The 23,887-nt window shown below is 44.1% G+C and carries 21 protein-coding genes and 1 pseudogene; 10 read left to right on the top strand and 12 right to left on the bottom strand.

Features of this window, described 5'->3' with window-relative positions; translation table 11 throughout:
• Nucleotides 1-2 precede the first annotated feature (2 nt).
• From aspS to LEP1GSC060_RS16630, 9 genes and pseudogenes are all read left to right on the top strand, one after another.
• Nucleotides 3-1,808: an aspartate--tRNA ligase gene (gene aspS / locus LEP1GSC060_RS16670; RefSeq protein WP_003009630.1), complete on the top strand. Its 1,806-nt coding sequence runs from the start codon at nucleotides 3-5 to the stop codon at nucleotides 1,806-1,808.
• A gap of 100 nt (nucleotides 1,809-1,908) precedes the next feature.
• Nucleotides 1,909-2,781, top strand: a complete 873-nt coding sequence (locus LEP1GSC060_RS16665) for a PhoH family protein (protein ID WP_196221667.1) — start codon at nucleotides 1,909-1,911, stop codon at nucleotides 2,779-2,781.
• Between the two features lie 4 nt (nucleotides 2,782-2,785).
• Nucleotides 2,786-5,200 (top strand): annotated as a pseudogene (locus LEP1GSC060_RS16660) (HD family phosphohydrolase).
• 65 nt (nucleotides 5,201-5,265) lie between these two features.
• On the top strand, nucleotides 5,266-5,691 hold the full coding sequence (ybeY, locus tag LEP1GSC060_RS16655; protein WP_036096996.1) for an rRNA maturation RNase YbeY: 426 nt from the start codon (nucleotides 5,266-5,268) through the stop codon (nucleotides 5,689-5,691).
• Nucleotides 5,664-6,446: a DNA repair protein RecO gene (recO, locus tag LEP1GSC060_RS16650; RefSeq protein WP_003009937.1), complete on the top strand. Its 783-nt coding sequence runs from the start codon at nucleotides 5,664-5,666 to the stop codon at nucleotides 6,444-6,446. The genes ybeY and recO overlap by 28 nt, the downstream gene beginning before the upstream one ends.
• On the top strand, nucleotides 6,430-6,675 hold the full coding sequence (locus LEP1GSC060_RS16645; protein WP_003009838.1) for a hypothetical protein: 246 nt from the start codon (nucleotides 6,430-6,432) through the stop codon (nucleotides 6,673-6,675). Before recO ends, LEP1GSC060_RS16645 begins: the two co-directional genes overlap by 17 nt.
• Complete coding sequence (gene argS / locus LEP1GSC060_RS16640; protein WP_003009718.1) at nucleotides 6,662-8,422, top strand: arginine--tRNA ligase; 1,761 nt, start codon at nucleotides 6,662-6,664, stop codon at nucleotides 8,420-8,422. The genes LEP1GSC060_RS16645 and argS overlap by 14 nt, the downstream gene beginning before the upstream one ends.
• Entirely contained in the window at nucleotides 8,422-9,678 is a 1,257-nt protein-coding gene (locus LEP1GSC060_RS16635) for a nicotinamide-nucleotide amidohydrolase family protein (protein WP_003009482.1), read from the top strand. The genes argS and LEP1GSC060_RS16635 overlap by 1 nt, the downstream gene beginning before the upstream one ends.
• The gene (locus LEP1GSC060_RS16630) at nucleotides 9,675-10,754 is read left to right on the top strand and encodes a hypothetical protein (RefSeq protein WP_003009913.1); all 1,080 of its coding nucleotides are present in this window, start codon (nucleotides 9,675-9,677) and stop codon (nucleotides 10,752-10,754) included. Before LEP1GSC060_RS16635 ends, LEP1GSC060_RS16630 begins: the two co-directional genes overlap by 4 nt.
• A gap of 39 nt (nucleotides 10,755-10,793) precedes the next feature.
• Here the strand turns inward: LEP1GSC060_RS16630 and LEP1GSC060_RS16625 are convergent, their stop codons facing one another.
• The 6 genes from LEP1GSC060_RS16625 to tpiA form a co-directional block, all read right to left on the bottom strand.
• A complete protein-coding gene (locus tag LEP1GSC060_RS16625; protein WP_003009898.1) occupies nucleotides 10,794-12,209 on the bottom strand; it encodes an SBBP repeat beta-propeller lipoprotein, LipL53 family in 1,416 nt (471 codons plus the stop codon).
• Nucleotides 12,210-12,530: 321 nt separating this feature from the next.
• Nucleotides 12,531-13,523, bottom strand: a complete 993-nt coding sequence (locus LEP1GSC060_RS16620) for a response regulator transcription factor (RefSeq protein ID WP_003009714.1) — start codon at nucleotides 13,521-13,523, stop codon at nucleotides 12,531-12,533.
• The gene (locus LEP1GSC060_RS16615; protein WP_003009930.1) at nucleotides 13,523-14,656 is read right to left on the bottom strand and encodes an LIC_12097 family sensor histidine kinase; all 1,134 of its coding nucleotides are present in this window, start codon (nucleotides 14,654-14,656) and stop codon (nucleotides 13,523-13,525) included. The genes LEP1GSC060_RS16620 and LEP1GSC060_RS16615 overlap by 1 nt, the downstream gene beginning before the upstream one ends.
• Nucleotides 14,657-14,662: 6 nt before the next feature.
• Nucleotides 14,663-15,301, bottom strand: a complete 639-nt coding sequence (gene lenA / locus LEP1GSC060_RS16610) for an endostatin-like outer membrane lipoprotein LenA (protein ID WP_036096994.1) — start codon at nucleotides 15,299-15,301, stop codon at nucleotides 14,663-14,665.
• Nucleotides 15,302-15,392: 91 nt separating this feature from the next.
• Entirely contained in the window at nucleotides 15,393-15,740 is a 348-nt protein-coding gene (gene secG, locus LEP1GSC060_RS16605) for a preprotein translocase subunit SecG (RefSeq protein WP_003009396.1), read from the bottom strand.
• A gap of 105 nt (nucleotides 15,741-15,845) precedes the next feature.
• Nucleotides 15,846-16,598 carry a triose-phosphate isomerase gene (tpiA, locus tag LEP1GSC060_RS16600; protein ID WP_036096992.1) on the bottom strand — a complete coding sequence of 251 codons (753 nt, stop codon included), beginning with the start codon at nucleotides 16,596-16,598 and terminating at the stop codon, nucleotides 15,846-15,848.
• A gap of 407 nt (nucleotides 16,599-17,005) precedes the next feature.
• Here tpiA and LEP1GSC060_RS16595 point away from each other — a divergent pair, with 407 nt between their 5' ends.
• A complete protein-coding gene (locus LEP1GSC060_RS16595; protein WP_003009654.1) occupies nucleotides 17,006-17,884 on the top strand; it encodes a hypothetical protein in 879 nt (292 codons plus the stop codon).
• Between the two features lie 155 nt (nucleotides 17,885-18,039).
• On the opposite strand, the gene LEP1GSC060_RS20395 is transcribed toward LEP1GSC060_RS16595, so the two are convergent.
• The 6 genes from LEP1GSC060_RS20395 to lepB form a co-directional block, all read right to left on the bottom strand.
• Complete coding sequence (locus tag LEP1GSC060_RS20395) at nucleotides 18,040-18,264, bottom strand: hypothetical protein (protein WP_036096913.1); 225 nt, start codon at nucleotides 18,262-18,264, stop codon at nucleotides 18,040-18,042.
• Between the two features lie 87 nt (nucleotides 18,265-18,351).
• A complete protein-coding gene (locus tag LEP1GSC060_RS16585) occupies nucleotides 18,352-19,542 on the bottom strand; it encodes a phosphoglycerate kinase (RefSeq protein ID WP_003009680.1) in 1,191 nt (396 codons plus the stop codon).
• A 3-nt stretch (nucleotides 19,543-19,545) separates the two neighbouring features.
• The gene (gap, locus tag LEP1GSC060_RS16580; RefSeq protein WP_003009496.1) at nucleotides 19,546-20,553 is read right to left on the bottom strand and encodes a type I glyceraldehyde-3-phosphate dehydrogenase; all 1,008 of its coding nucleotides are present in this window, start codon (nucleotides 20,551-20,553) and stop codon (nucleotides 19,546-19,548) included.
• A 494-nt stretch (nucleotides 20,554-21,047) separates the two neighbouring features.
• The gene (locus LEP1GSC060_RS16570; RefSeq protein WP_036096911.1) at nucleotides 21,048-21,473 is read right to left on the bottom strand and encodes a response regulator; all 426 of its coding nucleotides are present in this window, start codon (nucleotides 21,471-21,473) and stop codon (nucleotides 21,048-21,050) included.
• Nucleotides 21,474-21,477: 4 nt separating this feature from the next.
• On the bottom strand, nucleotides 21,478-22,896 hold the full coding sequence (locus LEP1GSC060_RS16565) for a sensor histidine kinase (RefSeq protein ID WP_230458350.1): 1,419 nt from the start codon (nucleotides 22,894-22,896) through the stop codon (nucleotides 21,478-21,480).
• 342 nt (nucleotides 22,897-23,238) lie between these two features.
• Nucleotides 23,239-23,799: a signal peptidase I gene (lepB, locus tag LEP1GSC060_RS16560; RefSeq protein WP_003009659.1), complete on the bottom strand. Its 561-nt coding sequence runs from the start codon at nucleotides 23,797-23,799 to the stop codon at nucleotides 23,239-23,241.
• Nucleotides 23,800-23,887: the final 88 nt, after the last annotated feature.

Here is a 23,887-nt window from a genome sequence, read left to right as displayed (position 1 = left end):
CATTGAAACAGTGGATTCAGGAAAATTATAAACATCGTTCTTGGGCGGGAGAATTGAACGAATCCCAAGAAGGTAAAAAGATCGTTCTTTACGGCTGGTCGTTTCGTTTTAGGGATCAAGGCGGGGTGATCTTCATCGATCTTAGAGATAGAACCGGGATCATCCAAGTTGTGGCGCGTAAGGAACTTTTGGGCGACGCGTTTATCCTTGCCGAGAAGGTTCGTTCCGAATACGTTTTGGCAGTCACCGGAACCCTCAAAAAAAGAGACGCAGAATCCATCAATCCCAGAATGCAAACCGGAACGATCGAAGTCGTTTTGGATCAATTAGAAATTTTGAATGTTTCCAAAACTCCTCCGTTTTCTTTGGACGAGTTCGACGACGTTTCGGAAGAACTAAAGTTAAAATACCGTTATCTGGATTTCAGAAGGGAAGAACTCAAAAACCGGATGCTCAAACGGCACGAGTTCATATTCGCAATTCGTAATTATCTTAACAAACGCAAGTTCATGGAAATCGAAACTCCGATCTTAAACAAATCCACTCCCGAAGGAGCACGGGACTTTTTAGTTCCCTCCCGTCTCAATCCGAATCAGTTTTACGCGCTTCCTCAATCTCCTCAGATCTTCAAACAGATTTTGATGGTCGGAGGAATGGAACGTTACTTTCAGATCGTAAAGTGTTTCCGGGACGAAGACTTACGCGCGGACAGACAACCCGAGTTTACTCAGCTCGATATGGAATTCTCCTTTGTCAGTCAGGAAGAAATTCTCGCGGAAATGGAAGGACTGATTTCCGCAGTTTATAAGGAAGTTTTTAATATTCCTCTGATGACTCCGTTTCCGAGAATGACTTATAAAACCGCGATGGAAGAATACGGCTCCGATAAACCGGATCTTCGTTTCGGTATGAAACTCGTGGACGTTTCCGAAATCGTTCAGGACTGCGACTTCAACGTATTCTCCGGCGCCGTAAAAGGCGGTGGAAAAGTAAAAGTTGTTTGTGTTCCCGGCGGTTCTACAATTTCCAGAAAGGAAATCGAAGACTACACGGCATGGCTGAATCGGGACTACAAAGCGAAAGGTCTCGCCTACATGAAACACGGCGCGGAAGGTCTCGAATCCACAATCACGAAACGTTTTAAAAAAGAAGAGTTGGACGCGATTTCCAAGGCCTGCGGTTCGAAAGAAGGGGACATGTTGTTCTTCGGCGCGGACGAAAGGGAGATCGTCAATCACTCGTTAGGCGCTCTTCGTCTCAAACTTTCCGAACGTTTTGAAACTCCGAAAGAAGGGGAGATCAATATCACTTGGATCGTGGACTTTCCCATGTTCGAGTGGAACAAGGACCACAAACGTTGGGACGCTTTGCATCACCCGTTCACTTCTCCTTCGGACGATAGTATTCCGTATTTTGAATCTATGGAGACCCTTCAAAAGAACGCGGGTAACACGACTGCGAAAGCCTACGACCTCGTGATGAACGGAGTCGAGATCGGAGGCGGTTCGATACGGATTCATTCCCGCGACATTCAAAATCAAGTTTTTAAAGTTCTCGGAATCGAAGAAGAAGAGGCCAAGGAAAAATTCGGGTTTTTGCTCGAGGCGCTTGAGTTCGGAGCTCCGCCTCACGGAGGTTTGGCGTTTGGAATCGATAGAATACTCATGCTCCTTACGGGAGGCAAGTCGATCCGGGACGTGATCGCTTTCCCGAAAACGCAAAAAGGAATTTGTCTCATGAGCGAATGTCCTTCTCCCGTCGAGGAAAAACAACTTCAAGAGTTGAAGATCAAACTGGTAAAGGTATAAATTGCGCAAAGAACAGTTTAACTTCGAGAATCAGGATCTGTATCGTAAGATCTGCGGGATCAACGACGACGGGGTCAAAACTCTCGAAAAACAACTCGAGATGGATATCCTCCCGAGGGGAAACGGTTTTCAGATCGAGGGCGATCCCGCCAAGGTGGAATTCGCATTAGACTTCTTTAAAAAACTCGAGGCGAACTACAGGGAACGTCCGGACCGGGATTTTATCGATTCATTCGATTTTTCTTATATTCTAAAAGACGCAGGTAAGGAACTTCGCAAAAAAAGGGCGAGGGAAACGGAACCCACTCCTTGGAAACCGAGCGAAAAAATTCTCACCACATATCGTGGAAAACAGATATTTCCTCGAACCAGAAATCAGGAAATTTATTTCCGATCCTTTCAGGAGAATCTGATCACGTTCGCACTCGGTCCCGCCGGAACCGGAAAGACCTTCCTTTCCGTGGCGACCGCTTGCCGTCTTTTGCAGAGCGGCGCGATCGATAAAATCATTCTTACAAGACCTGCCGTCGAGGCGGGAGAAAATCTGGGTTTTTTGCCGGGGGATCTCAACCAGAAGGTGGATCCTTATTTACGTCCGGTTTACGACGCTTTAAACGAATGTATAGGCGCCGAAAAAACGCAGGAACACATCGCACTTACAAAAATCGAAATCGCTCCCGTTGCGTTTATGCGAGGCAGAACTCTTTCCAATGCGTTTATCATTTTGGATGAAGCGCAAAATTGTACCTTGGCGCAACTCAAAATGATTATGACTCGTTTGGGACGTAATTCGAGAATGTGTATTTCCGGAGACTCGACTCAGATCGACTTGGATCACGGACGTTCGGGTCTTGAAAAAGTGGTGACTTTATTCAAAAACACGGATCAAATCGGAATGGTGTTTTTCGGCAAAGAAGATATCACCAGACACCCGCTTGTGGAAGTAATCGTTCGTAAGTTCGAGGAGTTGTGATCGTATGCCCAGTCCGGGAGAACAGATCGAATCCGCTATGGCTTGGATTACGGATACTCTTACGAGAGTCCGTCCGATTTTATTCGTTCGCAGACTTCAGGTCGTTCTAGTCGTCATCACTTTGTTCATGGTGACTTGGATGCTCGCCATTCCTTTTTTCGGTCAGGATAAGATGGACCTTTCTCCGGACGGATTGTATTCCGAAGGTAAAACCGCTCCCGAAAAGATCGTTTCCGCAAAAGAGATCGTCTACGAAGACGAGGATAAGACCAAGGCCAAAAAACTTTCCGCTTATCAATCGGCTCCTTTCGTTTTCGATCGCGACTATACACCTCTTCAAGATCAGATCAATAACGCCATTCAAGAGGATATGGAAAACTTTCGTTCCTTCAAACCGAGTGCGGAGGGAAGAGCGTATCCCGAACTTTTGAGTGTTGTTCCCCGATGGAAGAATCGTTCCAAAGAAGAGATCGAACTTTTATACAAAACACCGGGGAAGGGAAAACTCAAGGACCTCGTTCAACAATATTCTAATTTAGTATTTTCTTCTTTTTGCATATTGCGGGATTTGCCGCCCGATTAAGCGACTCTGAAAGTTTCGGGTGCGCGCGTCCGTAATCAGGGGATCAAGGAACAGATTTCGAACTTGGAAGGCGCATATATCGTTCCCAGGTCGTTTTTGTATCGGGATCCGGACACGGTTAATATTCTCAATCGGATGGCTCAGGAAAAACTTTCCCGAATGGATCCGGCGGTTCTTCCGATCATTCAAAAAATTTCCTTAAGTTATATCTATTCCAATCCTTCCTGTTCTTATAATGCCGAGGAAACTCTTGCCGCTAAGAAGTTTGCGGCGGACCGAGCCGAGCCGATCAATTCGCGGATTTTAGCGGGGGAGAATATCGTAAAGTCCGGAGAGATCATCACTCCGGAAATATTCAAAAAATTGCAAATTGTAAACACGTACGCCACTCGCGCGAACATTGCATCGATCGTATCGATTCTGCTCATTCAAACCGTTTTTGTGGTTATCATTTATATTTTTTTGAAAAAATACAATCCGAAACGGTTGAACGACGTTTCGAGTAACGTGATCGTGTTCTCTTTGATTTGGTTTTTGGTTTTAAGTTGTACTGTCGCTTCCAGGATCTTTTTCAACTTCGAAACCAAATACGATTCCATCTTTTATTTCGCCTTGTTCGTTCCCGTGGGAATGGTCTGTCTGATCGTCAGTTTTATCTACGACGAACAACTTTCCATCGCGATCGGATTTTATCTTTCGTTTTTCGTATTTATGGCTTCGCATTACAATCCGACTTCGTTTATGCTCGGATTTGTTTCCTGCATCGTTTCGGCGAGTTACGGAAGAAATCTCAGGAAACGAATCGACTTCATCAAAGCGGGTTTGTATATCGCGGGCGTTCAGATCATCATCGCTTCCAGCGGTTATCTTTTCGATTCCCGCAATTATTGGGTCGCGATTCCGAGCGGTTCCTGGCTCAAAGATTTGATCGAATCCAATATTTTTAAGTTATACGTTCTTTGTCTGATCAACGGATTTGCCTGTTCAACCGCGGCTCAGTTTTTGCTTCCGATCTACGAATATCTTTTTAACGTTCCCACTCGTTTTAAACTGATGGAACTCGCGGATACGGGACATCCGTTGTTGCAGGATCTTTTAACCAAGGCCCCTTCCACATACACACATACGTTTTTGGTTGCGGCTCTTTCGGAACGTGCGTGCCAAAACCTCGGACTCGATTGGCTCCTCACAAGAGTCGGAGTTTATTTTCACGATATCGGTAAAATTCCGAACGCGGGTTTTTTTGTGGAAAACCAGCATTTGATTCCCAAAAAAGAAAACATCGATAAGAACAATCCGGCTCTTGCCGCAAAGATCGTCATCGATCACGTGTTAGACGGAATCGAGATGGCGAAAAAAGCCAGACTGCCGAGAGAGGTGATCGACTTCATACCCGAACACCACGGAACGTCCACGATGGCTTTTTTTTATCATAAAGCATTGTCCGAACTTTCTCCGACACAAAAGAAAAAGTTGAACAAACGGGACTTTCAATATCCGGGTCCGAAACCTCAGAGAAAGGAAACCGCCATCGTAATGATCGCGGATTCTCTCGAAGCGGCTTCCCGTTCTCTGGATGAAATCACGCTTGAATCCTTGGACAACCTCATCACGAAAATCATCGGAATCAAACTTGCCGAAAATCAACTGGACGAATGCGGACTAACGTTAGGCGATCTTGAAGTAATCAAAGCTTCGTTTAAGGAAGTTTTGTTGTCCAGTCTACATTCCAGACCGAAATATCCGAGTATGGAAGCGACCAAAGCATTAGAAAAAAAGAATGCGGCGCATTCCGCTAACGGACACAAACAAACCAAAACCGCTTCGGGGAAATGAAATCGATCGTCTCCATTTCGAACGATTACGGAAATATTTCGTGGTGGAACGAAGAAGAGGTTCTTTTGAACTGCGGAATTCTTTTCCGCAAAGAATTCGAAAATTCTCCCTGCGAACTCAGCCTTTTGCTCGTGGACGATTTCGATATGAAGGAAATCAATCTTTTGAGAAGAGGGAAGGATAAAACTACGGATGTACTTTCCTTTCCGTTGGAGTTCGATTTTTCCCCTTTACGAAACGTTCTTCAAGGAATAAAACGTTTCGATTCCGATTCTTTCCCGCCGATTGCGTTAGGCGAAATTGTTATCTCCGTCGATACGCTCGAAAGACAGGCCGCCGAGATCGGACATTCGTCAAAGGAAGAGTTTTATCGACTTCTCGTTCACGGATTTTTGCATCTTCTCGGCTACGATCACGAACGGGGAGAGGAAGAGGAAAAAATCATGAAATCGAAGGAAGACGAATGTCTGGAAATACTCCGGGGGCTTTGAGAAAAACGCGAGGAATCGTTTTGGAATCGAAGACGATTCAAGACGGAGACGCAATCATTCGGCTTTTGCCGGAGACGGGTCAAGTGGAGAATTTTCGTGTCCGGGGAATAAAAAAAAGCAAAACGAGACCGATGGCGTCCGTGGAGCCGGGTTCGCTTTCCGACGTGGACTATTATCATTCCAAAAACAAAGAGACGCATAACGTAAAAGAGATTTCGCTTATCAATCGTTTTGATAAAGCGAAGTCGGGTTATTTGGGTACCGTACTCGTATCGTATCTTGTGGAGTTGGCTTCTTCCTTTACTCCGGACGGAGGGGAACATCCCGGAGAATTTCGTCTTCTTTTCGGGGCTTTGGAAGAATTGGAGGAAAACGGCCCATCCGCTTTACTCATTCCTTTTTTCAAATTACGTCTTCTCGTTTCCGGAGGATTTCTTTCCAAGGAACTTCTGTGTCATTCCTGCGGGACGGAGTTGAAGGAGATGATATCCGTCACTTTACAAACTTCTCCTTTGGAACTGATCTGCGGAAATTGTCTTCATGGGGATCGGAACGATCTGGGTTTGGTGCAGTGGATTCAGACGTTTTTGATGCTCCGATTTCGGGAGTTAAAGGAAAGAAAAATATCCGTTGAAAACATCCTGGACCTGGACAGAATTTGTAATCGGATGCTCGAACCCATCTTAAGAAAGAAGCTGAAATCGGCGCTTACGCTCTACGAGGCTTTGGGAGAAAATCTTGGAAAATTTTTTTAAAACGATACTTTTTACGTTTTATTTCTGCGTTTTACTTTTTCTCGTAATTTTAGATATCCGGTGGGATCAAAAAAATCCGGTGCAAATTCCGGTCGTTGCGGAAACGAAAGAAAGCGGAAAAAGATCAATACTTGTTTCCATGATGAATTTTAAAAAAATGGCATTTCAGGAATTGGAAATCAGTTGGGAAACGTCTAGAAAGAAAAATGTGTTCTATGAAAGAAAATGAAACACTCAAACAAATCGTACTAAAAGCATTGGAAGAAGGGGTGGATTCCCTGATGGTCGCATTTCCGGACGTTGAAAAAAAAACGCTCCGGATCAAAATCGAATATTCCAGAGAGGAAAGGTTCGGGGATTATTCCACTTCGTTTGCATTAGAAAATTCTAAAATTCTAAAAAAGAATCCGATTCAGGTTTCCGGCGATTTGGTCGCGATACTGCAAAAACGAACGGATCTGTTCGAAACTGTGGATTTCACCCCTCCCGGTTTCGTGAATTTCCGGATCTCGTCGACGTTTCTTTTAAGGTTTATAGAATCGTCTATCCTATCGGGAAATTATTTTCCGAAAGTCGATCGTCCTCTCAAAATCAATTTGGAATTTGTGTCCGCAAATCCGACGGGCCCGCTCAATATCGTATCCGCACGCGCAGCCGCCAACGGAGATGCGATGGCTTCCCTTTTGAAAGCGATCGGTCATAAGGTGGATAAGGAATTTTACATTAACGATTATGGGAACCAGGTTTTTCTGCTCGGTGTCTCGACCCTGGTTCGGATTCGCGAATTAAAAGGCGAATCCGGCGCCCGGCAGGAAACGGACGATTCCACGCCGATCGAGACGATCCTGGAAAGGAACATACTTCCGGCGGAGGGTTATCGGGGGGAGTATATTAAAGATATTGCAAATACTCTCTTAAAAGATCCGGTTAAATCCCCTAAAATCGAAACGTTGTTGAAGGAAAAAAAATACCGTGAACTGGCTGAACTTTGTTCGGTGTGGACCGTGGAAAACAATCTCGTTTGGCAAAGAAAGGATTTGGATTCGTTCGGAGTCGAGTTCGACAATTATTTCAGCGAACGCACGTTACACGAGGCCGACAAAGTTCTCGAAGTGATGAAGGATTTGGAAAAATCCGGAAAGATCTTCGAAGAGGAGGGAAAAAAAGTATTTCGTTCCACGGAATACGGAGACGACAAAGATAGGGTTGTCGTTCGCGACGACGGAAGGCCCACGTATCTTTTGGCGGATATCGCCTATCATAAGGATAAGATCGAACGCGGATACGATAGAATCTACGATATTTGGGGACCCGATCATCACGGTTATATCGCGAGGCTTTCCGGAGCGGTGCAATCTTTGGGATATAAAAAAGAGAATTTTAAAGTGGTCGTCGCACAACAAGTCAATCTCCTCGAATCGGGACAGAAAGTAAAAATGAGCAAACGCGCCGGTTCTTTTCAAACGATGAGCGATCTCATCGGGTATTTGGGAAAACACGGAAAGGACGTGGGACGTTACTTTTTCGTAATGCGATCGCTCGACGCTCCTTTGGATTTTGATCTCGATCTTGCAAAAGACGAATCGGATAAAAATCCGGTCTTTTATCTGCAATACGCACACGCAAGGATCTGTTCCATTTTTCGGGAAGTAGGAAACGAAACTTCGAAAGAGGCGGCTGCTATATTAGAAATGTCTGAAGAAAGGAAAAGGCTTTTATTTTGGATCGCCAGGTTCCCGGAGGAAATATTCGATTCTGCTAATGCGATGGAACCCCATCGTGTCACAAATTATCTGCAGAGTTTTGCAAAAGCCTTTACCGGTTTTTATTTAGGAAAGAATAATAAACTAAAGGATGCGTCTCCGGAGGTGCGTCTCGGGCTTGCAAGAATTTGTCTTGCGACTAAGAACGTACTTGCGGAAGGGCTCGGGTTGATCGGAGTTTCCGCGCCGGAAAGAATGGAAAAGGAAAGTTGATGTTTTCGCCTAGGATCGTCGTTTTGTCCACAGGTTCGGAACTTACGGCGGGAAGAAGCCGGGATACGAATTCCTCCTGGATTGCAAACGAACTTTTCGGGATGGGATTTACGGTTTCCAAGTTCGTAGTTTTACCGGACGATCCGGTCGCGATCGACGAGGAATTAAGAACGTTAGCCGCTCTTGCGACGAAGGAAACCCCGGTTCTTATCGTGATGACGGGCGGACTTGGACCCACGGAAGACGACTATACTCTGGAAGTGGTTTGTAAATTAAAAGAAGTCGTTTCCCAAGAAAGTTCGGTCGCAAGGAAAAGGATCGAAACGTTGTACAGACTTCGGGGAAAGAATTTTGAGGAAGCGATGCAAACCGCGATCCGCCAAGTTTCCGTTCCGGAAGGTTCTACGATCCTAAATAACGGCGTCGGAATCGCTCCGGGTTTTATCGTTGCCTTGGGAGAAAACACGCACTTGGTTTGTATGCCGGGGGTTCCGGGAGAAATGACCGAAATGTTTCGGGACGAACTTGCACCTTGGATGACAAAAACATTCTCCGCGCAGGAATTGTATTCAGGATTTCGATTTATATGGTGGATGAGCGAATCCCAATTTCAGAAAGAATTTATTTCTAAAGAGGAGACGATAACGACCGGAAAGGTGATATGGGGTGTAGCGGCCAAAAGGGGATACATCCGAGTAAGTTTTCAATCCGCCGATCGCGCGTTAGTCGAGGATCTGCTCCAAAAACTGGACACGGTCTACGGACTCAAATCCACACCGGACGTATTCGAGGAACTTCCCAAATTATTGGTGGAAAGAAAAATCAAAGTAGGGACGGCCGAAAGTTGTACCGGCGGTTTGATCGCCAAAACGTTTACGGATGTCCCCGGATCCTCCGCGTATTTTTACGGGGGAGTTGTCTCCTACGATAACGAAGTAAAGTCCGGACTTCTCGGAGTCAAACGCGGTACGTTGGACGAGTTCGGAGCCGTGAGTGCGGAGACGGCGAAAGAAATGGCAGAGGGCGCGTTAGTCGCTCTTGGAGTCGATTATTCGATCAGTGTAACCGGAATCGCGGGGCCGGGAGGTGGAACTCCTCAAAAAAAAGTGGGACTAGTCTATTTCGGGATCGGACAAAAAAACGGAGAAACGGAAATTCACGAACATTACTTTCCGTTTCCTAGAAGTTCTTTCCGCGAATTTGCGGCTCATACCGGAATGTATTTGTTATACAATCGTTTGAAGAGGTCGGTATGAAACTCATTTCCATAACGGGATTCGGCTTATTTTTTTCCGTTTTGTTTTTTTATCTTTTAGGGAATCCGTATCCCACCGCGATCGGAATCCAAAAAGTATGGGCCTTTTCCAAATCGGCGCACGCGGGAATGGCGCCCGATCCCAGATTTTTATGGAATTCGGAGGACACGATCAACGGATATAAATTCGAAAATTCGTATTATACGATCCTCTCTTCAAACGGAATCGCGTTAGACGACACAAGGAGGATCGAATATCCGTTGAACGCGAAAGGATATCTTGAATACAAAAAGATAGGCTCCGAAGTGAATTTTTATTCCCCCTCCGGAGAAATGTTTTGGACGAAGGAATACAGAAGTTATCCTCGTATTTCCCCTTCCGGAAATCTTGTGTTACTCATCGCCGGGGATCATAATCAGGTAATCTTATCCGATATCAACGGGAACACGACCGGGGCCGAAAAAATAGACGGACGATTTTTGACCGATTATACGTTCGCTTCTTCCTCTCTCATAACGGGGGTTCTTTTTTCGGGAGGGGAATTGTTCGTTCTCGATCCAAAGGGGGCGATTCAAATCAAAAAAGGTCTCGGTTCCGAAAAAAATCCCGTATTTGCAAAGAGTATTTCGATTTCTCCCGACGGAACCAAAACCGCCGTTCATCTTTTGAATGCGGGTAAGGATAAGATTCTCGTTTTAGGGGAGAAGGGTGAGGAGATTTCCACTTTTGATTTGGATACGATTTATCCTCATAAACTTTATTTAGCGATTTCTAATACGGGAGAGGTGCTCGTTGCGGCGCCCAATCGGATCGAGTTCCACGATATTTCCGGAAAGAAAATTCTGGATCTAAAACGAACTTCGAACAACGGCGTTTATCAGACTGCGTATCACAACGGAAGTTGGTTTACCGCCGAGTTAAATCAGGAAATTCTTTTCATCGATGAAGACGGAAAAATCTTAAAAAAAGAAAAAATCCGAGGTTCCGAATTGCCGATCCGTTTTTTTCCTTCCGGTAAAAACGGATCGGTCTTATTGGAAACGAAAAAGGAATTGTTTCTTTATCGAAATTTATAATTTTATAAATTATAATATTTTAAAATACGGATCCCATAGTTATTTGTATTTAACAACGAATAGATCGATATCTCCTCGAAATGGAAGGCCGTTCAAACCGTCCTCCGTATTCCCGGCTACATAGAGATTTCCTTCAAGATCGACTCCGATTCCTTTGCCGAACATACTTCCTCCGGGAACGCCAAACTGCCGGACCCATTCCCTTTGCCCGGAAGGATTGTGTTTTGTCAGAAAAACGTCTTGTGTTCCTATGGAAGCGTCGCTTTCATTCTCTATATTTCCGGCGGTAAAGCCGGTCGTATAAACGTTCCCGGCCGTATCCGTTACCATTGCCTGGATTGAGGTGTGCCTCCGATTGCGGATCGGACCGAGTTGCCGGATCCATTGCCGAACGCCGAACGAATCGTATTTTACTACGGTTCCGAGTGCAGTGGTTCCGTCCGCTCCGGATCCGAAATCACCGTCGCTCTCTCCGCTTACAAAAACGTTTCCGAATGGATCCACCGCTACGGAATGGCTCTGAGTTGTCCTTAAGGGCAAACCGAGTTGGGCGAAAAATCGTTTATTTCCGTTGTTGCAGTCGTATTTGAGAATAAAAAGGTCTTCGGTTCCGATGCCCGGAATTGTATCCGTCTCAAAATTCGCGTTTCCCCAGCCGGCCAAATAAAGATTTCCGGTAACTTTGTCAAAGGTTATTCCATTCGATTGAATGCGAGCGTTTGGGATTGAAAGTTGACGGACCCAAACCTGGTTTCCGTTCGAGTCAAACTTAACGATAAATCCGTTAAACCCAAGCTCCGGACCTCCGAAGGGTCCGGACGACTCTCCGACTACATAAGAATTTCCGAATGTATCTACGGAAATACCGGAGGGAATCGTTCTGGAATCGGGACCGGCCGGACCGGCTTGAGTCGTCCAAGCTCTGGTTCCGTCCGGATTGAATTTGATTACGAACATATCTTCCGAACCGGCGAGGGCGGCGGTGAAAAAACCGTTATTATCCGTGCTGCCGGTTACGTAGACGTTTCCGTTCGAATCGACCGCTAAATTTACAACCTTTAAGTCTACGCCTGCGGACCCGATTTGTTGCGTCCAGACCGTATTTTTTTTCGAATCATACTTTCCAAGAATGAGATCCCTGGTTCCGATCGGTCCCGCGTTATAAACGCCTCCTTCTGTGTTTCCGACGACGTAGATAAAACCGTTTTGATCCACGACAAAACCTTGATTGCGCGTGGTCGCGTTTACAGCTCCGATCAACAAGGTCCAGTCCAGTTCCAAGGAGCGCGGCGAATCTTCGCGAAACGTTTCGTGTAAAAACGGATCGTGATCGGCGGTTCCTCGAAGTAAAAATTGAATCCAGAAATCGCCGGTTCCGGGATCCGCTACGTTGAATATCTTAGCCGGCGCACAAGCCGAAAGAAAAATAAAAACAAAAATTAAAAAGCGGTTCACGATATTTTTTCTCCGTAAGGTTTCGAGGTCCACTGAATCCTTACGAAACTATCGGAGATAGAAATTTAACTAGGAATAGGGTAATTTAGCCTATTCTAATATAGCAGTTCAGGTTCCGGTTTTGTATCGCTTAAGGAACGGCAAAACGTACGGATAAAGAACCGCATAACGTTCTTACGCCTCCGGAGATGGGTTGATTTTTTTTTGGGAACGTCGAGATTTGAAAAATGAATTTCAGTCGATTCTACGGATCTAAGATCGAACGATCCGATAAATTTTACCGGTCTACGATTTTCGAAAATCGGAATCTTTTCGAACCGTTTAAACTTCGTAAATCGAAAGGGACTTATAACTTTTGTTCGCTTGTTTATCGAGGAGAGCGATGATTTCGGTTCTTCTTTCCTTTTCGATATTAAAGATCAACTGATCCGAAATCTCCCTACAAATATACAAACCTCTACCGTGTGAGTCGGCAAGTCCCGGAGGAAATCCCGTGTTTTCGTCCACGGTAATATGACGATCCAGTCGTTTTAGAATTTCCTTCTTATCTAAGGAACCGAAATGATCTCGAATCACGATGATGAACGTATTTTCGGCGATTCCATAACCGATCTCGAAAAAATCCGATTCCGCGAGTTGGATGTTTTCCAGAGGGATGACAAGATCTCGGGAAGGGAGTTCGTACTGGTATTTATAATTTCCTTTGGAATCTCTGGGGGCTCGAATCATCGCGTTGGAAGTCAATTCTTCCAGGATTTGATTGATCGCGTTAGGAGCTCCTTTTTCCACCAAAAACTTTGCGATTCGATTGCAGAGAAAATTTCTTTGTTCGTCCGAATAGATCCTTTTGAAAACGATTCCTTCCGCGTGAGGAACCGAAAAGTCCTTGTCTTCGGCTCCGGATTCTTCAATGGTAAAACCGGGTCCGAAATATTTTTCCACGCCGAAAATATTTCCGGTGAGAAGTTTATGGACCATCACTGAGATCAATTTTATATCCAGAAAAGAATACTTAGGGATGATATTCCAGATTCCGTGTTTGTAGGCGAAGTTGATATAGTCGTTGATGTTGTAAGCCGTCATCAGCGTATAAAGTATGTGCGGAAATTCGTTTTGGATCGTTTTGATCAGATCGAGTCCGGTTTTTCCCGGCATTCGAATATCCGTGATGACCAAATGAATCTCTTCGCTGTTTAATATACGAATCGCCTCGTCGTAGTTTTCCGCGTCGAAAATTTTATATTGAGCGGAAAGTAAATCCTTGATCGCCTCTCGGATCGAATGAATGTCTTCCACGATAAGAATATGATACATCAGGAGGAATATCCGTGATTTTGTGAGAAGGGAAGAGAAACTCGAAATCTGGTTTTTCTTTCGAAAGACTTCACGGATAGTTCGCCGCCGTGTTCTCTGACGATGGAATGACAGATGGAAAGTCCGAGTCCGGTTCCGATTCCGGTTTTATTCTTCGTAAAAAACGGGGAAAATATCTTATCGATCAGATTGTCCGGAATTCCACCCGCGTTATCTTCCACGATGATATGTACCCTGTTTTTTGTTTTACGGACTTCCACTCGGATTTTTCCCTCTCCGTAGTCTAAGGCTTGCAGGGAATTCTTAAATAAATTGATAAAAAGACGTTCCATCTTTACGGGATTAAACTGAAACATGGTTCCGGGTTCGCTGAGAATTTCCCAAGTAATGTTTTTGGAAAGGACCGGATATACCCAGATCACGTTCTCTTTCGCCTTTTGAATGGTATCGTATATGTCGGCGGTTGTGGTCACCAATCGATCCGGTTTGGCAAAACTGATGATGTCCGTAACGATCATCGCGGCTCGCGTTAGATCCTCTTTCATCATGTCCAAACGTTTGCGGAAAAATTCCGGGTCGATCGAAGTCAGGTTGTTCAAAAGGCTTTGAAGAGTTAAACTCATTCCGGTGAGAGGATTGTTGAGTTCGTGTGCGATTCCGGAAATAAAAATTCCCAAAGAGGCGAGGTTACGAATCCTCAGATTTTCCTCTTCCTTTTCCTTGATCCGAGTGATATTACTTACCTTTTCGAGAACGGAACCGATCATTCCGTCCTTCTCGATCGGATAAAAGTCCAGATAAAAAGTTTCTTTCTGACCTTTGACCGAATGAAAAATTTCACGATTCAAGTCCGATTTCGGATATTCAAAATATCGATTGAAATTCTCCTCTTCCGGTTGCATTTCTTTCATCGGACAATAAGGACAAATGTCGCCGCGATTGTATAGAACCTCGTAACATTTTTTTCCTATAATGGAAGAAAACGAAGATTGACCGGAAAATTCTAGAGTAGACCGATTGACGCGGCGAATCCGAAATCCCGGATCGATCAATACCAACGGCTCGGTAATCCCATCCAAGATGGATTGAAGTTCACCGGCTCTTTCTAAGAGATTTTCCTGCAACGAGGACATGAAGATTCAATATTGTAGAGAATCTTTAAAAGTTTGCAGTAACTTTTTTTTATTTTTTGCAGATTCCTGGCTTTGCATCTCTTGAAGCCTTAAGAGTTGGATCAGAAAATCTTCCAGAAGTTTTAAGTAAAATCCCTGCTTAAAGTCGGATCTCTCTCGATCATCCGGAAGAAGTTGAATGGGATATCGAACTTCCTTTCCGTTTCGATCCGCTTGTAGAAGAATATCGTCTACATTTTGATCCAAGGGAGTTTCGTCCGTTAAACGGATCACAGTCGAATCGGAACCGTCCGCGTTCTCGGCTTTTACTTCCGTTACAACTTTGGAAAGAGTGGTCCCGGTAAATTCCAAAAGAATCGATTTACTTTCCGCTTTTTCGATTCCGTTTTTTCCTTCCTGAATCGAATGTTTTACGACCTTGATTCCCTTTCGATTCGGGTAGGCTCCGAGGAAACTAACGTAGGTTCCGCTTGGAACGGATTCCATTTTTTCCAATTTCAACAACTCCCGAGCGACTCCCAGTTCTTCGTAGATTTTTAAGATTCTTCGGTTTAAAATGGAAGCCGTATCCGAGGACCGGTTCTGATGTTTGTCGTCGTTTTGGGAAAATACGGAAACGTTTATGAATGCGAGAAGGAAAATCAGGAAGTTTAAAAAAAAGGAAACCGATTTTCGATTGGAAGAAGAGTTTTCCCGGTGAAAGAAAAATTCTTCTTCGTTGTTTCCCGATTTGAAATTAAGGATTGGTGGTAGGAGCCGGCGTCGTAGGAACGGGAGTCGTAGTCGGTGTGGTTGTTTCACTTTTGGTCTCCTCAGGCGGTGCGGTCAGATTCGGGGTTGTTTCCGGCATCAGTCTGTCTTCTTTTTTAGCAAAGAGGAAAGAAAGAACCAGAGAAAGAGCGATGAATAAAATCGCCGTTACACGCGTCGCCTTGGTAAGAACATCCGCAGTGGAAGAACCGAAAACGGATTGGCTGGAGCCTCCTCCTAAAAGTCCTCCTCCTTTGCCGGTCTGAATCATAACGAGTAGAACCAGAAAGAGAGAAACAAAAACAAAAAGGGTAAGAATCGCTCCGTTTAACATATCAGTTCCTGAAAAAAAATTGAATCCTTTGCCAGATTATGGAGCCTGTGAGGGTTGACAATTAAAATACTCATCTTAAGGGTCTACCGATCGGGTCCCGTTGTTTTAGAAAAGTCCCGCATACGAATCGATTTTCTGACTGGCTCCTCCTACGAGACCGCCGTCTATGTCCTTTTGTTTTAAGAGATCTTGAATATTGTCGGGTTTTACCGAGCCGCCGTAAAGGATCGAAAGAGATTCGGCCACCAAAGACGCGCCCACAAAAAGTCCCGCCACTTCTTTGCGAATGAAAGCGTGTACATCCTGGGCCTCTGCGGGAGTGGCTACCTTTCCGGTTCCGATCGCCCAAACGGGTTCGTAAGCCAGGATTAAATTGGAGAATGAGTTGCTTTCGATTTCTTTGAGGCCCTCTTTGATTTGAGAAGAAATGACTTCGAATGTTTTTCCGGATTCTCTTTCCGAAAGAGTTTCCCCTACGCAGTAAAGAGCCGTAAAACCGTTCTTCAAAAGAAAACGGATCTTTTCATTACAGAAAAAACTGGACTCCCCTAAAAATTGTCTTCTTTCGGAGTGACCGATCATCACCACTTTGACTCCGATTTCTCGCAGTTGATCGGGAGAGGTTTCTCCCGTAAAGGCGGCGAGTCCGGAGGGATAACAGTTTTGCGCTCCGACGATGATCCCGCTTCCTTCTAGAATGTTTGCAACTTTCGTTAAATGGAGTGTCGAAGGAAAGACCATCGAGATTTTGTTTTTGGAGATGGACGGGATTTTTTCTCGGATCGATTGTGCCAGGGAAATCGCTTCCTTTTCGGAGAGATTCATTTTCCAATTTCCGGCGATCACTGTCTTACGCATGCGTTCCTCGTTGATGATTTCATGAAAGATGGGAAGAGTTTGGAGGAAAGGGAAATGACTACAAGGATTTTTTCGCAAAGATCTGTCTTACGTCGCGCTTCGATCTACTCAAACCCTCCGCTTTTTTACATGCGTTTTTACCCGCAAGTTTTACGTTTTGTAAACGATTTGAATTTCAGTAACGGTTTCCGGATTTTATAGAGTTCCCACACACCGGTTCCAACTCATAAAGATAAACAATCCATCTTTTAGGAAAAGGTTGAGACCGATCGGATTCCAGTTTTCCAGAGGTTACGCTCGATCATTTGATCCGATTTTTTATATCGTTATTTTTCATTGATTTTTTTGACTGTAAAAATTCGATTCTTTGCGAAGAATTTACATTTTTGAAACGGATAAGGGCTTTTATGTTTGGATTGAAAATTTCTACAAACCGAAATACGGAGTCGTTTTTTTCCGATCTACTCTTAGCATTCAATCGAGTCGGAGTATTTTTTTGGATCTGTTTTCTGACCCCGATTCTTTCTCTTCAATCGAACAGTAGGGCTCCGAGGGCGGTTAACGCGGCTCCGGGAAGTGTTCTTTTTTCCAAATCGAAAGAAGTTCGTTTAGAAGAGGAAAAATTATTTATACACTGCGAGAATCTGTGTTCGATCAAGGCGGTGTATCGGATCCATTCGGAACAAAAAGGACGTTATCTTTTCTACTTTGTTCTTCCTGCCTCCGCTACTTTGGAAATTCTTCACAATCGAAATGGAATATCATCCGTATCCAAGGCGGAAAAATCCATTAAAGAACTTTCTCCTTATCTGAAAGAACTCGCCGATTCTATGAAAGAACAAAAGAAATATCCGGAGCATAAGGTCTATGACACTCCTCATGTTGCGGAGTTTCAATTGAATTTGGAAAAAGGAATTCAAGAAGTCGAAATCGGATACGTTATGCGTCCTGGGCAGAATGAAACCGGTTTTGGATATTTATCTTTCGGAGATCCTGATTTTTGGGGGGTGATCGAATACGATCTTTGGCCGGCTAAGGAATGGATCTCTAAAAATTTTCGTCTTACGTTTGAAATGAGCCTTCCGGAAAATCGGAGGTTCTTTTTTTGGGGGAGGCGTAACCTAACTTGTTTTGACTTAGGGAAAAACGATTATAAAACAAAAGAATTGAATCCGGAGCATTCTTCCGCCCGGTCCGATAAAAGAGTATTCCGTTTTCAGTTCGGATCGGAATTTCCGGATATTTTACGATGTACTTACGATTTGGACGGGCCTTTGTATCGATAGGCGATTCGGTAGACGATAGGGCGGGCGGGGAATGAAAAGTTATAGGACTGAATAATATACAAATTTTAGAATATTTTGAATTTTGAAAGTTCGATCTGATTCCTTAGATACTCTTTTGCAATTCAAGGCGTGGAATCGGGGGAGGGGAACCGAACTTACCAGTAATGAGTCAAATAAAGATTCCAGTCTTCATCCGGAGGCGCCCAATCTTCGAGATACAAACTTCGTTCCTCCGGTCCTAATCCTTTCCAGAAAGGCAACCATGTGTTGCAGAACCAACTTTCGCTCTCGCCTTGTCTCCATCCGCCCCAACTTGGGTAGCTCTCTGGATACTCGATCCACGGCGGTCGTATCTTGAATTTGGGTCGTTTTTCGTTCATGGAAACTTTTACCGCGTTCTTGTTCTTAAAACAAAAAACCGAGCGAATGCCCGGTTCATAAGCTTTGCAAGAAACGTTGAATCTGGTTTACTCGGATTCTTTTTTCTTCAGCGCTTCCACGCCTGGAAGTTTTCTTCCTTCCATAAATTCGAGAGAAGCGCCTCCGCCGGTTGAGATATGAGTGATCTTATCCGCGACTCCGGCCTTGTTGATCGCAGCGATGGAATCTCCTCCGCCTACGACGGTTTTGGCCTTGGACTTCGCGATCGCTTTGGCAAGAGCCATGGTGCCGCCCGCAAACTTATCCATCTCAAAAACTCCCATCGGACCGTTCCAAAAAATGGTTCCCGCGTTCTTGATGATTTTTTCGTAATTGGAAACGGTTTTGGAACCGATGTCCATTCCCATCCAACCGTCCAAAATTCCCATCTTATCCACCGACTTTGTTTTTGCTTTTTCGCTGAACTGATCCGCGATGATATGATCCACCGGAAGTTGAAGATCGACTCCCGCAACTCCCGCTTTTTCGATCAACTGAAACGCCTGGACTTCGAATTCTTTTTCCACAAGAGAATTTCCAACGGGAACCGCTCTGGACTTTAGGAATGTGTAAGCCATTCCTCCGCCGATGAGAAGGTGATTTACCTTATCAAACAGATTGGTCAGAACCTTGATTTTGGAAGAAACCTTGGAACCGCCGATGATCGCCACAAACGGACGGGCCGGTTTGGAAAGTAGAGCGGAAAGTTCCACGATTTCCTTGTGCATTAGAAGTCCTGCATACGATGGAAGAAGATGCGCGATTCCTTCGGTCGAAGCGTGCGCTCTATGCGCCGCACCGAAAGCGTCGTTTACATAAACGTCTGCGAGCGCGGCTAGTTTTTTAGAAAAACCGGGATCGTTCTCTTCTTCTTCCTTATGGAAACGAACGTTCTCAATGACTAGGATTTCTCCGTTTTTCAGTTCCTTGGAAAGTTTGACCGCCTCGTCTCCGATCACGGTTTTTGAAAAAAGAACGTTTGCCTTTACAAGTCCTTTGAAAGTTTCCACAACGGGGACCAGTGAGAATTCAGGATTCACTTGTCCCTTCGGTCTTCCGAGGTGACTTGCAATTACGATCCGCGCTCCTTTTTTCAGAAGCAACTCGATTGTAGGCAGAGTTTTTTCGATTCTGGTTGTATCGGTGACTTTACCGTTTTCAACGGGGACGTTAAAGTCCACTCTCAGGAAAACGCGTTTTCCAGAGAGGTCGACGTTTTCGAGTCTGGGTAATTCCATGAATTAACCTTTCTTCGCCATATAACGGATCAGATCGAGAACTCGGTTGGAGTATCCCATCTCGTTGTCATACCAGGAAACCAATTTGAAAAATCTGGAGTTGAGTTCGATACAAGCGTCCATATCGAAGATGGAAGAAAGAGTGGAACCTATGAAGTCGTTGGATACAACCATGTCTTCGGTATAACCGAGGATGCCTTTCATCGCACCTTCGGAAGCCGCTTTCATTTTTGCGGAAATTTCTTTGAGAGAAGTTTCTTTTGTAGTTCTTACGGTTAAGTCGACAACGGAAACGTCCGGAGTCGGAACTCGGAACGACATCCCTGTGAGTTTTCCGTTGACTTCGGGAATACAAAGTCCGACCGCTTTTGCGGCTCCGGTCGACGCGGGAATGATATTCTGCATCGCTCCTCTACCGCCTCGGAAGTCCTTTTTAGAAGGTCCGTCTACGGTCGGTTGTGTCGCGGTTGTAGCGTGAATGGTGGTCATCAGACCTTCTTCGATTCCAAAATGATCCAGAACGACTTTTACGATCGGAGCGAGACAGTTCGTGGTGCAGGACGCGTTAGACACGATGTGATCGGACGCCGCGTTGTATTTCTCATTGTTGACTCCCATTACGAAGGTAGGGATGTCCTTATCTTTTGCGGGAGCGGAGATAACCACTTTTTTGGCTCCGGCTTTCAGGTGCTTTTCGGCTCCGGCTCTGTCTGTGAAAAGACCCGTCGATTCGATCACGTAGTCCACTTTCAGATCTTTCCAAGGGAGTTTTTCAGGATCCCTTTCCGAAACGCAGAGAACTTTTTTTCCATCTACGATGAGTTCATTTTCGGTATGTTCTACGGTTCCTTGAAATCTTCCGTGAGTAGAATCGTATTTGAGTAAGTAAGCCAGGTTATCAGGAGTAACTAAATCATTGATTGCGACAAATTCCAGATTGGGGTCTTTGATTCCTGCGCGGAAAACGAGTCTTCCGATTCTTCCAAATCCGTTGATGGCTATTCTAGTCATTTTTTTCCCTTTGTTGTTTTAGATTTACGGCTTGTCCCAAAATTCAAATTTTCTTTATAAAAGGTCCAAAGTCGCAAGATTTTTTGTCCTTTGAGAACAAAGTTCTTATTTTAAGATCTCCCGTTTCAGCGAACGCTCGAAGAGAGAATTTTTTTAAGATTGAATACAGTATTTTCTTGGAACATTCTCTTGAAAATCCGTTTTTTCCGGAGAATTCGGGAATGAGTTCCGATTTTTTCCAAGAGATTCGTGCGTTAATTGGATAGTCCCGCACCAGCTTTACAGGCTGCAAAATAAAGAAACGTTAATTTGTGAGGAAGGTTATCGAATTAGGCTTATTCCGGAATTCATCCTAATTGTTTCTTAACAGGATTCGATTCCATTTCGAAAGAAAATAAAAGTAGAAGGTTGTAAAAGATTACAACCTTCTTGGAAATAAATTCTTTACCAAATACGTTCCGGATCCAAGAGAAGGGAGCTAAATTCCGTAGAGTTCAAATGGAATCGGATTCGGCGAAGTATCGTGCTAAAATTTCATCCATCATCACATTCGTAAGAGGTTTTGTTTTAAAATCCGATGGGGAACCGAATTGATTGAATTTATTTTTATCGTCCGGATTGTCCGAAGTAGTCAACATCACTATGATCGTGCTGGTTTGGAGTTCCGGGTCCAAATTTTTATATTCTTCCAAAAATTCCCAACCGTTCATCCCGGGCATATTGATATCTAGGAAAATGAGATCGGGAAAGGGGAATTCGTTCTTCGATTTGTTTTTTAAAAAGTCCAGAGCTTCCTGACCGGATTGTTTTGCGATTACGGTTTCCGCATATTCACCTTTACGGATCACTCTTTCATGAAAAAAATTATCATCCTTGTTGTCGTCAATGAGAAGGATACATTTCAATTTTGGATATTTCATAAATTTAATTTAAATCAGGAATGATAAAGTGGAACTTACTTCCTACTTCCGGATCGGATTCGACCCAAATCCGACCGTTGTGTAATTCTATAATTTTTTTACAATGAGCCAAACCGATTCCATGACCTTCGTATTCTTCTTTGAGATGAAGCCTTTGAAAGATAAAGAAAATTCTATCCAAATATTTGAGATCGATTCCGATCCCGTTGTCTTGGACTAAAAAATGGCAGAAGGCATCCTCTTTTTCGCAACGAATCCGAACTTCCGGATCGATTCCTTTTTTAGAGAATTTGATCGCGTTCGAAATTAAATTTTGAAGAAGTTGTCTGAATTCCACTTCGTAAACGTTCAGACTCGGAAGAGGATCGGAAATGATTTTTGCATTGGAGCTGAGAATCAGATTTTCGAGATCGGAAAGAACTTCCGAAAGAATTCGATTTAAATCCGTAAGAGCTAATTTTTGATCCCTTCCGATTCTTGCATACATCAGAAGCGCTTTTACGAGAATGCTCATCCTTTTGGTGGCTTGATCGATCGTTTTGAGGTGATGGGTCGCGTTTACGTCGAGTGTGTTTCCGTAGTCCTCTTCCAAAATTTGAATGTAATTGGAAACGGTTCTCAGAGGTTCTTGTAGATCGTGTGAGGCGAGAAACGCGAACTGTTCCAGTTCCTTATTCTTAACTTCCAATTCGTTCTTTCGGATTAACGTGGCTTCTTGATTTTTTCTTTCCGTAATGTCTATAATGGAAGCAAGAACCATTAGACCTTCGTCGGTATCGATCGGATTCAGACCGATTTCGACTTGAATTTCGGTTCCATTTTTTCTGCGCGCGAATAAATCTCGGCCCGCGCCCATCGATCGAACGGAAGGGGACTGAAAGAATTGATTTCTTCGATCGGGATGTTCCTCTCGGAAACGTTCCGGCAATAGGATTTCCAATTTAATTCCGATCAACTCATCTCTTCCGTAACCGAAAAGTTTTTCGGTTTGTGCGTTTACAAGAGAAATCGTACCTTCTTCGTTTACGAGGACCATCGCGTTCGGCGCGGATTCTACAACGAGACGAAATCTTTGTTCCGCCTTTTTTCTTTCCGTGATGTCGATGATGGAAGCTAAGACAAGGGTTCCGTCCGCGGTTACGAGCGGATTCAATCCGATCTCGATCGGAAACTCGGACTTATCTTTTCTGAGACCGAAAAGCTCCCGACCGGCGCCCATCGGTCGAACTTTCGGAGAAAGAAAAAAAGAATCTCTAAACGCGGGATGATTTTGACGGTATCGAACCGGAAGTAGTTCTTCCACAACTTGTCCGATCAATTCGATTCGTTCGTATCCGAATAACTTTTCGGCTTGGCTATTGATATAAACGATTTTACCGTCCCGATTCAGCAATACAATCGCATTCGGAACGGATTCGACCATCAACTGGAATGTAAGTTCCGAATGTTTCATCATTTGAGATTTTTTTGTTTATCCAATGAGTTGAGTAAGAACGTTAAAAAGAAAAATAGAATTGGATAAAGGTATCATAATGATAAATTCGTGTCAAATCGTAAATTAGAATATTCGAATTTACAATATTGGAGCGATTGGACATAGAAAAGACGAGATCGGAAATCGAAAAGGAAAAAATCCGAAATTCGAAAGAAAATTTTAGAGAATCTTTAAAAACTTTCGTTTCGATCTTTGGGCAGACGTAAAATACTCTTCTAAAGAATTCTATAATATAGATTTTTAAAAAATGCGGGTTTTTGGAGGTTCCCTTTAGAACGCCTTTCCCAGAATATTTTCAATGGGAACCGGACCGAAGTCTCTGGAATCGGAACAAGAATCCCGATTGTCGCAGAGAAGAAAATAATCCCGGTCTTTGAGGATCCAGGGTTCGCTATTGTCCCGACCGGAAAAACTTGAGGGAAACGGTCCTCGTTTATCTTCGAACTGAAGAACGAATCCGTTGCCGCTGCCGGAAAAATCTTCCGGGTTGTGATTGCGATAGAGAATTTTATTTTTCATCTGAACCGTATCGCCCGGTTTGCCGGAGATTCTTGAAAAAACAACCTTATCTTCTTGAGTCGGATGTTTGACCAAAACCAAATCGCCAAGATAAAGATTGGATCGATTCACAAAGCGGGAGAAATAAATTCTTTTTCCGGGAGAATAAGCGGGAAGCATCTCTTTCGTTTCCAACGTGAACGGAAAAAAAAGAAAAGATCGAATCAGGATCGCCGTAACCAAACCGATCGAAAGTCCGATTCCGATTTGTTTGAGAAGAGATTTTATTTTTTCCCTTTTTTCTTTTTCCTGGTTGGAAGAACTTCTACCCATGCGTGCATTCTTTTTCCGATCGGAATTGGGTCAAAAGAAAATCTTTTTTTTAGACTTGTTCCTTCGTCTCTAAGGAAAAATATCTGGA

It is taken from the genome of Leptospira weilii serovar Ranarum str. ICFT (assembly GCF_000332415.1).
Lineage (GTDB): Bacteria > Spirochaetota > Leptospiria > Leptospirales > Leptospiraceae > Leptospira > Leptospira weilii_A.
Note: the sequence above shows the minus strand (reverse complement) of the source record. Positions and strands in the feature narration are given on the sequence as shown.

Coding starts and splice junctions, on each gene's coding strand:
- recO (WP_003009937.1), top strand. CDS start 5,664: ATGTCTGGAAATACTCCGGGGGCTTTGAGAAAAACGCGAGGAATCGTT.
- LEP1GSC060_RS16635 (WP_003009482.1), top strand. CDS start 8,422: ATGTTTTCGCCTAGGATCGTCGTTTTGTCCACAGGTTCGGAACTTACG.
- LEP1GSC060_RS16615 (WP_003009930.1), bottom strand. CDS start 14,656: ATGTCCTCGTTGCAGGAAAATCTCTTAGAAAGAGCCGGTGAACTTCAA.
- LEP1GSC060_RS16665 (WP_196221667.1), top strand. CDS start 1,909: ATGGATATCCTCCCGAGGGGAAACGGTTTTCAGATCGAGGGCGATCCC.
- LEP1GSC060_RS16585 (WP_003009680.1), bottom strand. CDS start 19,542: ATGGAATTACCCAGACTCGAAAACGTCGACCTCTCTGGAAAACGCGTT.
- LEP1GSC060_RS20395 (WP_036096913.1), bottom strand. CDS start 18,264: ATGAACGAAAAACGACCCAAATTCAAGATACGACCGCCGTGGATCGAG.
- gap (WP_003009496.1), bottom strand. CDS start 20,553: ATGACTAGAATAGCCATCAACGGATTTGGAAGAATCGGAAGACTCGTT.
- LEP1GSC060_RS16620 (WP_003009714.1), bottom strand. CDS start 13,523: ATGTATCATATTCTTATCGTGGAAGACATTCATTCGATCCGAGAGGCG.
- LEP1GSC060_RS16570 (WP_036096911.1), bottom strand. CDS start 21,473: ATGAAATATCCAAAATTGAAATGTATCCTTCTCATTGACGACAACAAG.
- argS (WP_003009718.1), top strand. CDS start 6,662: ATGAAAGAAAATGAAACACTCAAACAAATCGTACTAAAAGCATTGGAA.
- lepB (WP_003009659.1), bottom strand. CDS start 23,799: ATGGGTAGAAGTTCTTCCAACCAGGAAAAAGAAAAAAGGGAAAAAATA.
- LEP1GSC060_RS16565 (WP_230458350.1), bottom strand. CDS start 22,896: ATGGTCGAATCCGTTCCGAATGCGATTGTATTGCTGAATCGGGACGGT.
- tpiA (WP_036096992.1), bottom strand. CDS start 16,598: ATGCGTAAGACAGTGATCGCCGGAAATTGGAAAATGAATCTCTCCGAA.
- LEP1GSC060_RS16630 (WP_003009913.1), top strand. CDS start 9,675: ATGAAACTCATTTCCATAACGGGATTCGGCTTATTTTTTTCCGTTTTG.
- secG (WP_003009396.1), bottom strand. CDS start 15,740: ATGTTAAACGGAGCGATTCTTACCCTTTTTGTTTTTGTTTCTCTCTTT.
- LEP1GSC060_RS16595 (WP_003009654.1), top strand. CDS start 17,006: ATGTTTGGATTGAAAATTTCTACAAACCGAAATACGGAGTCGTTTTTT.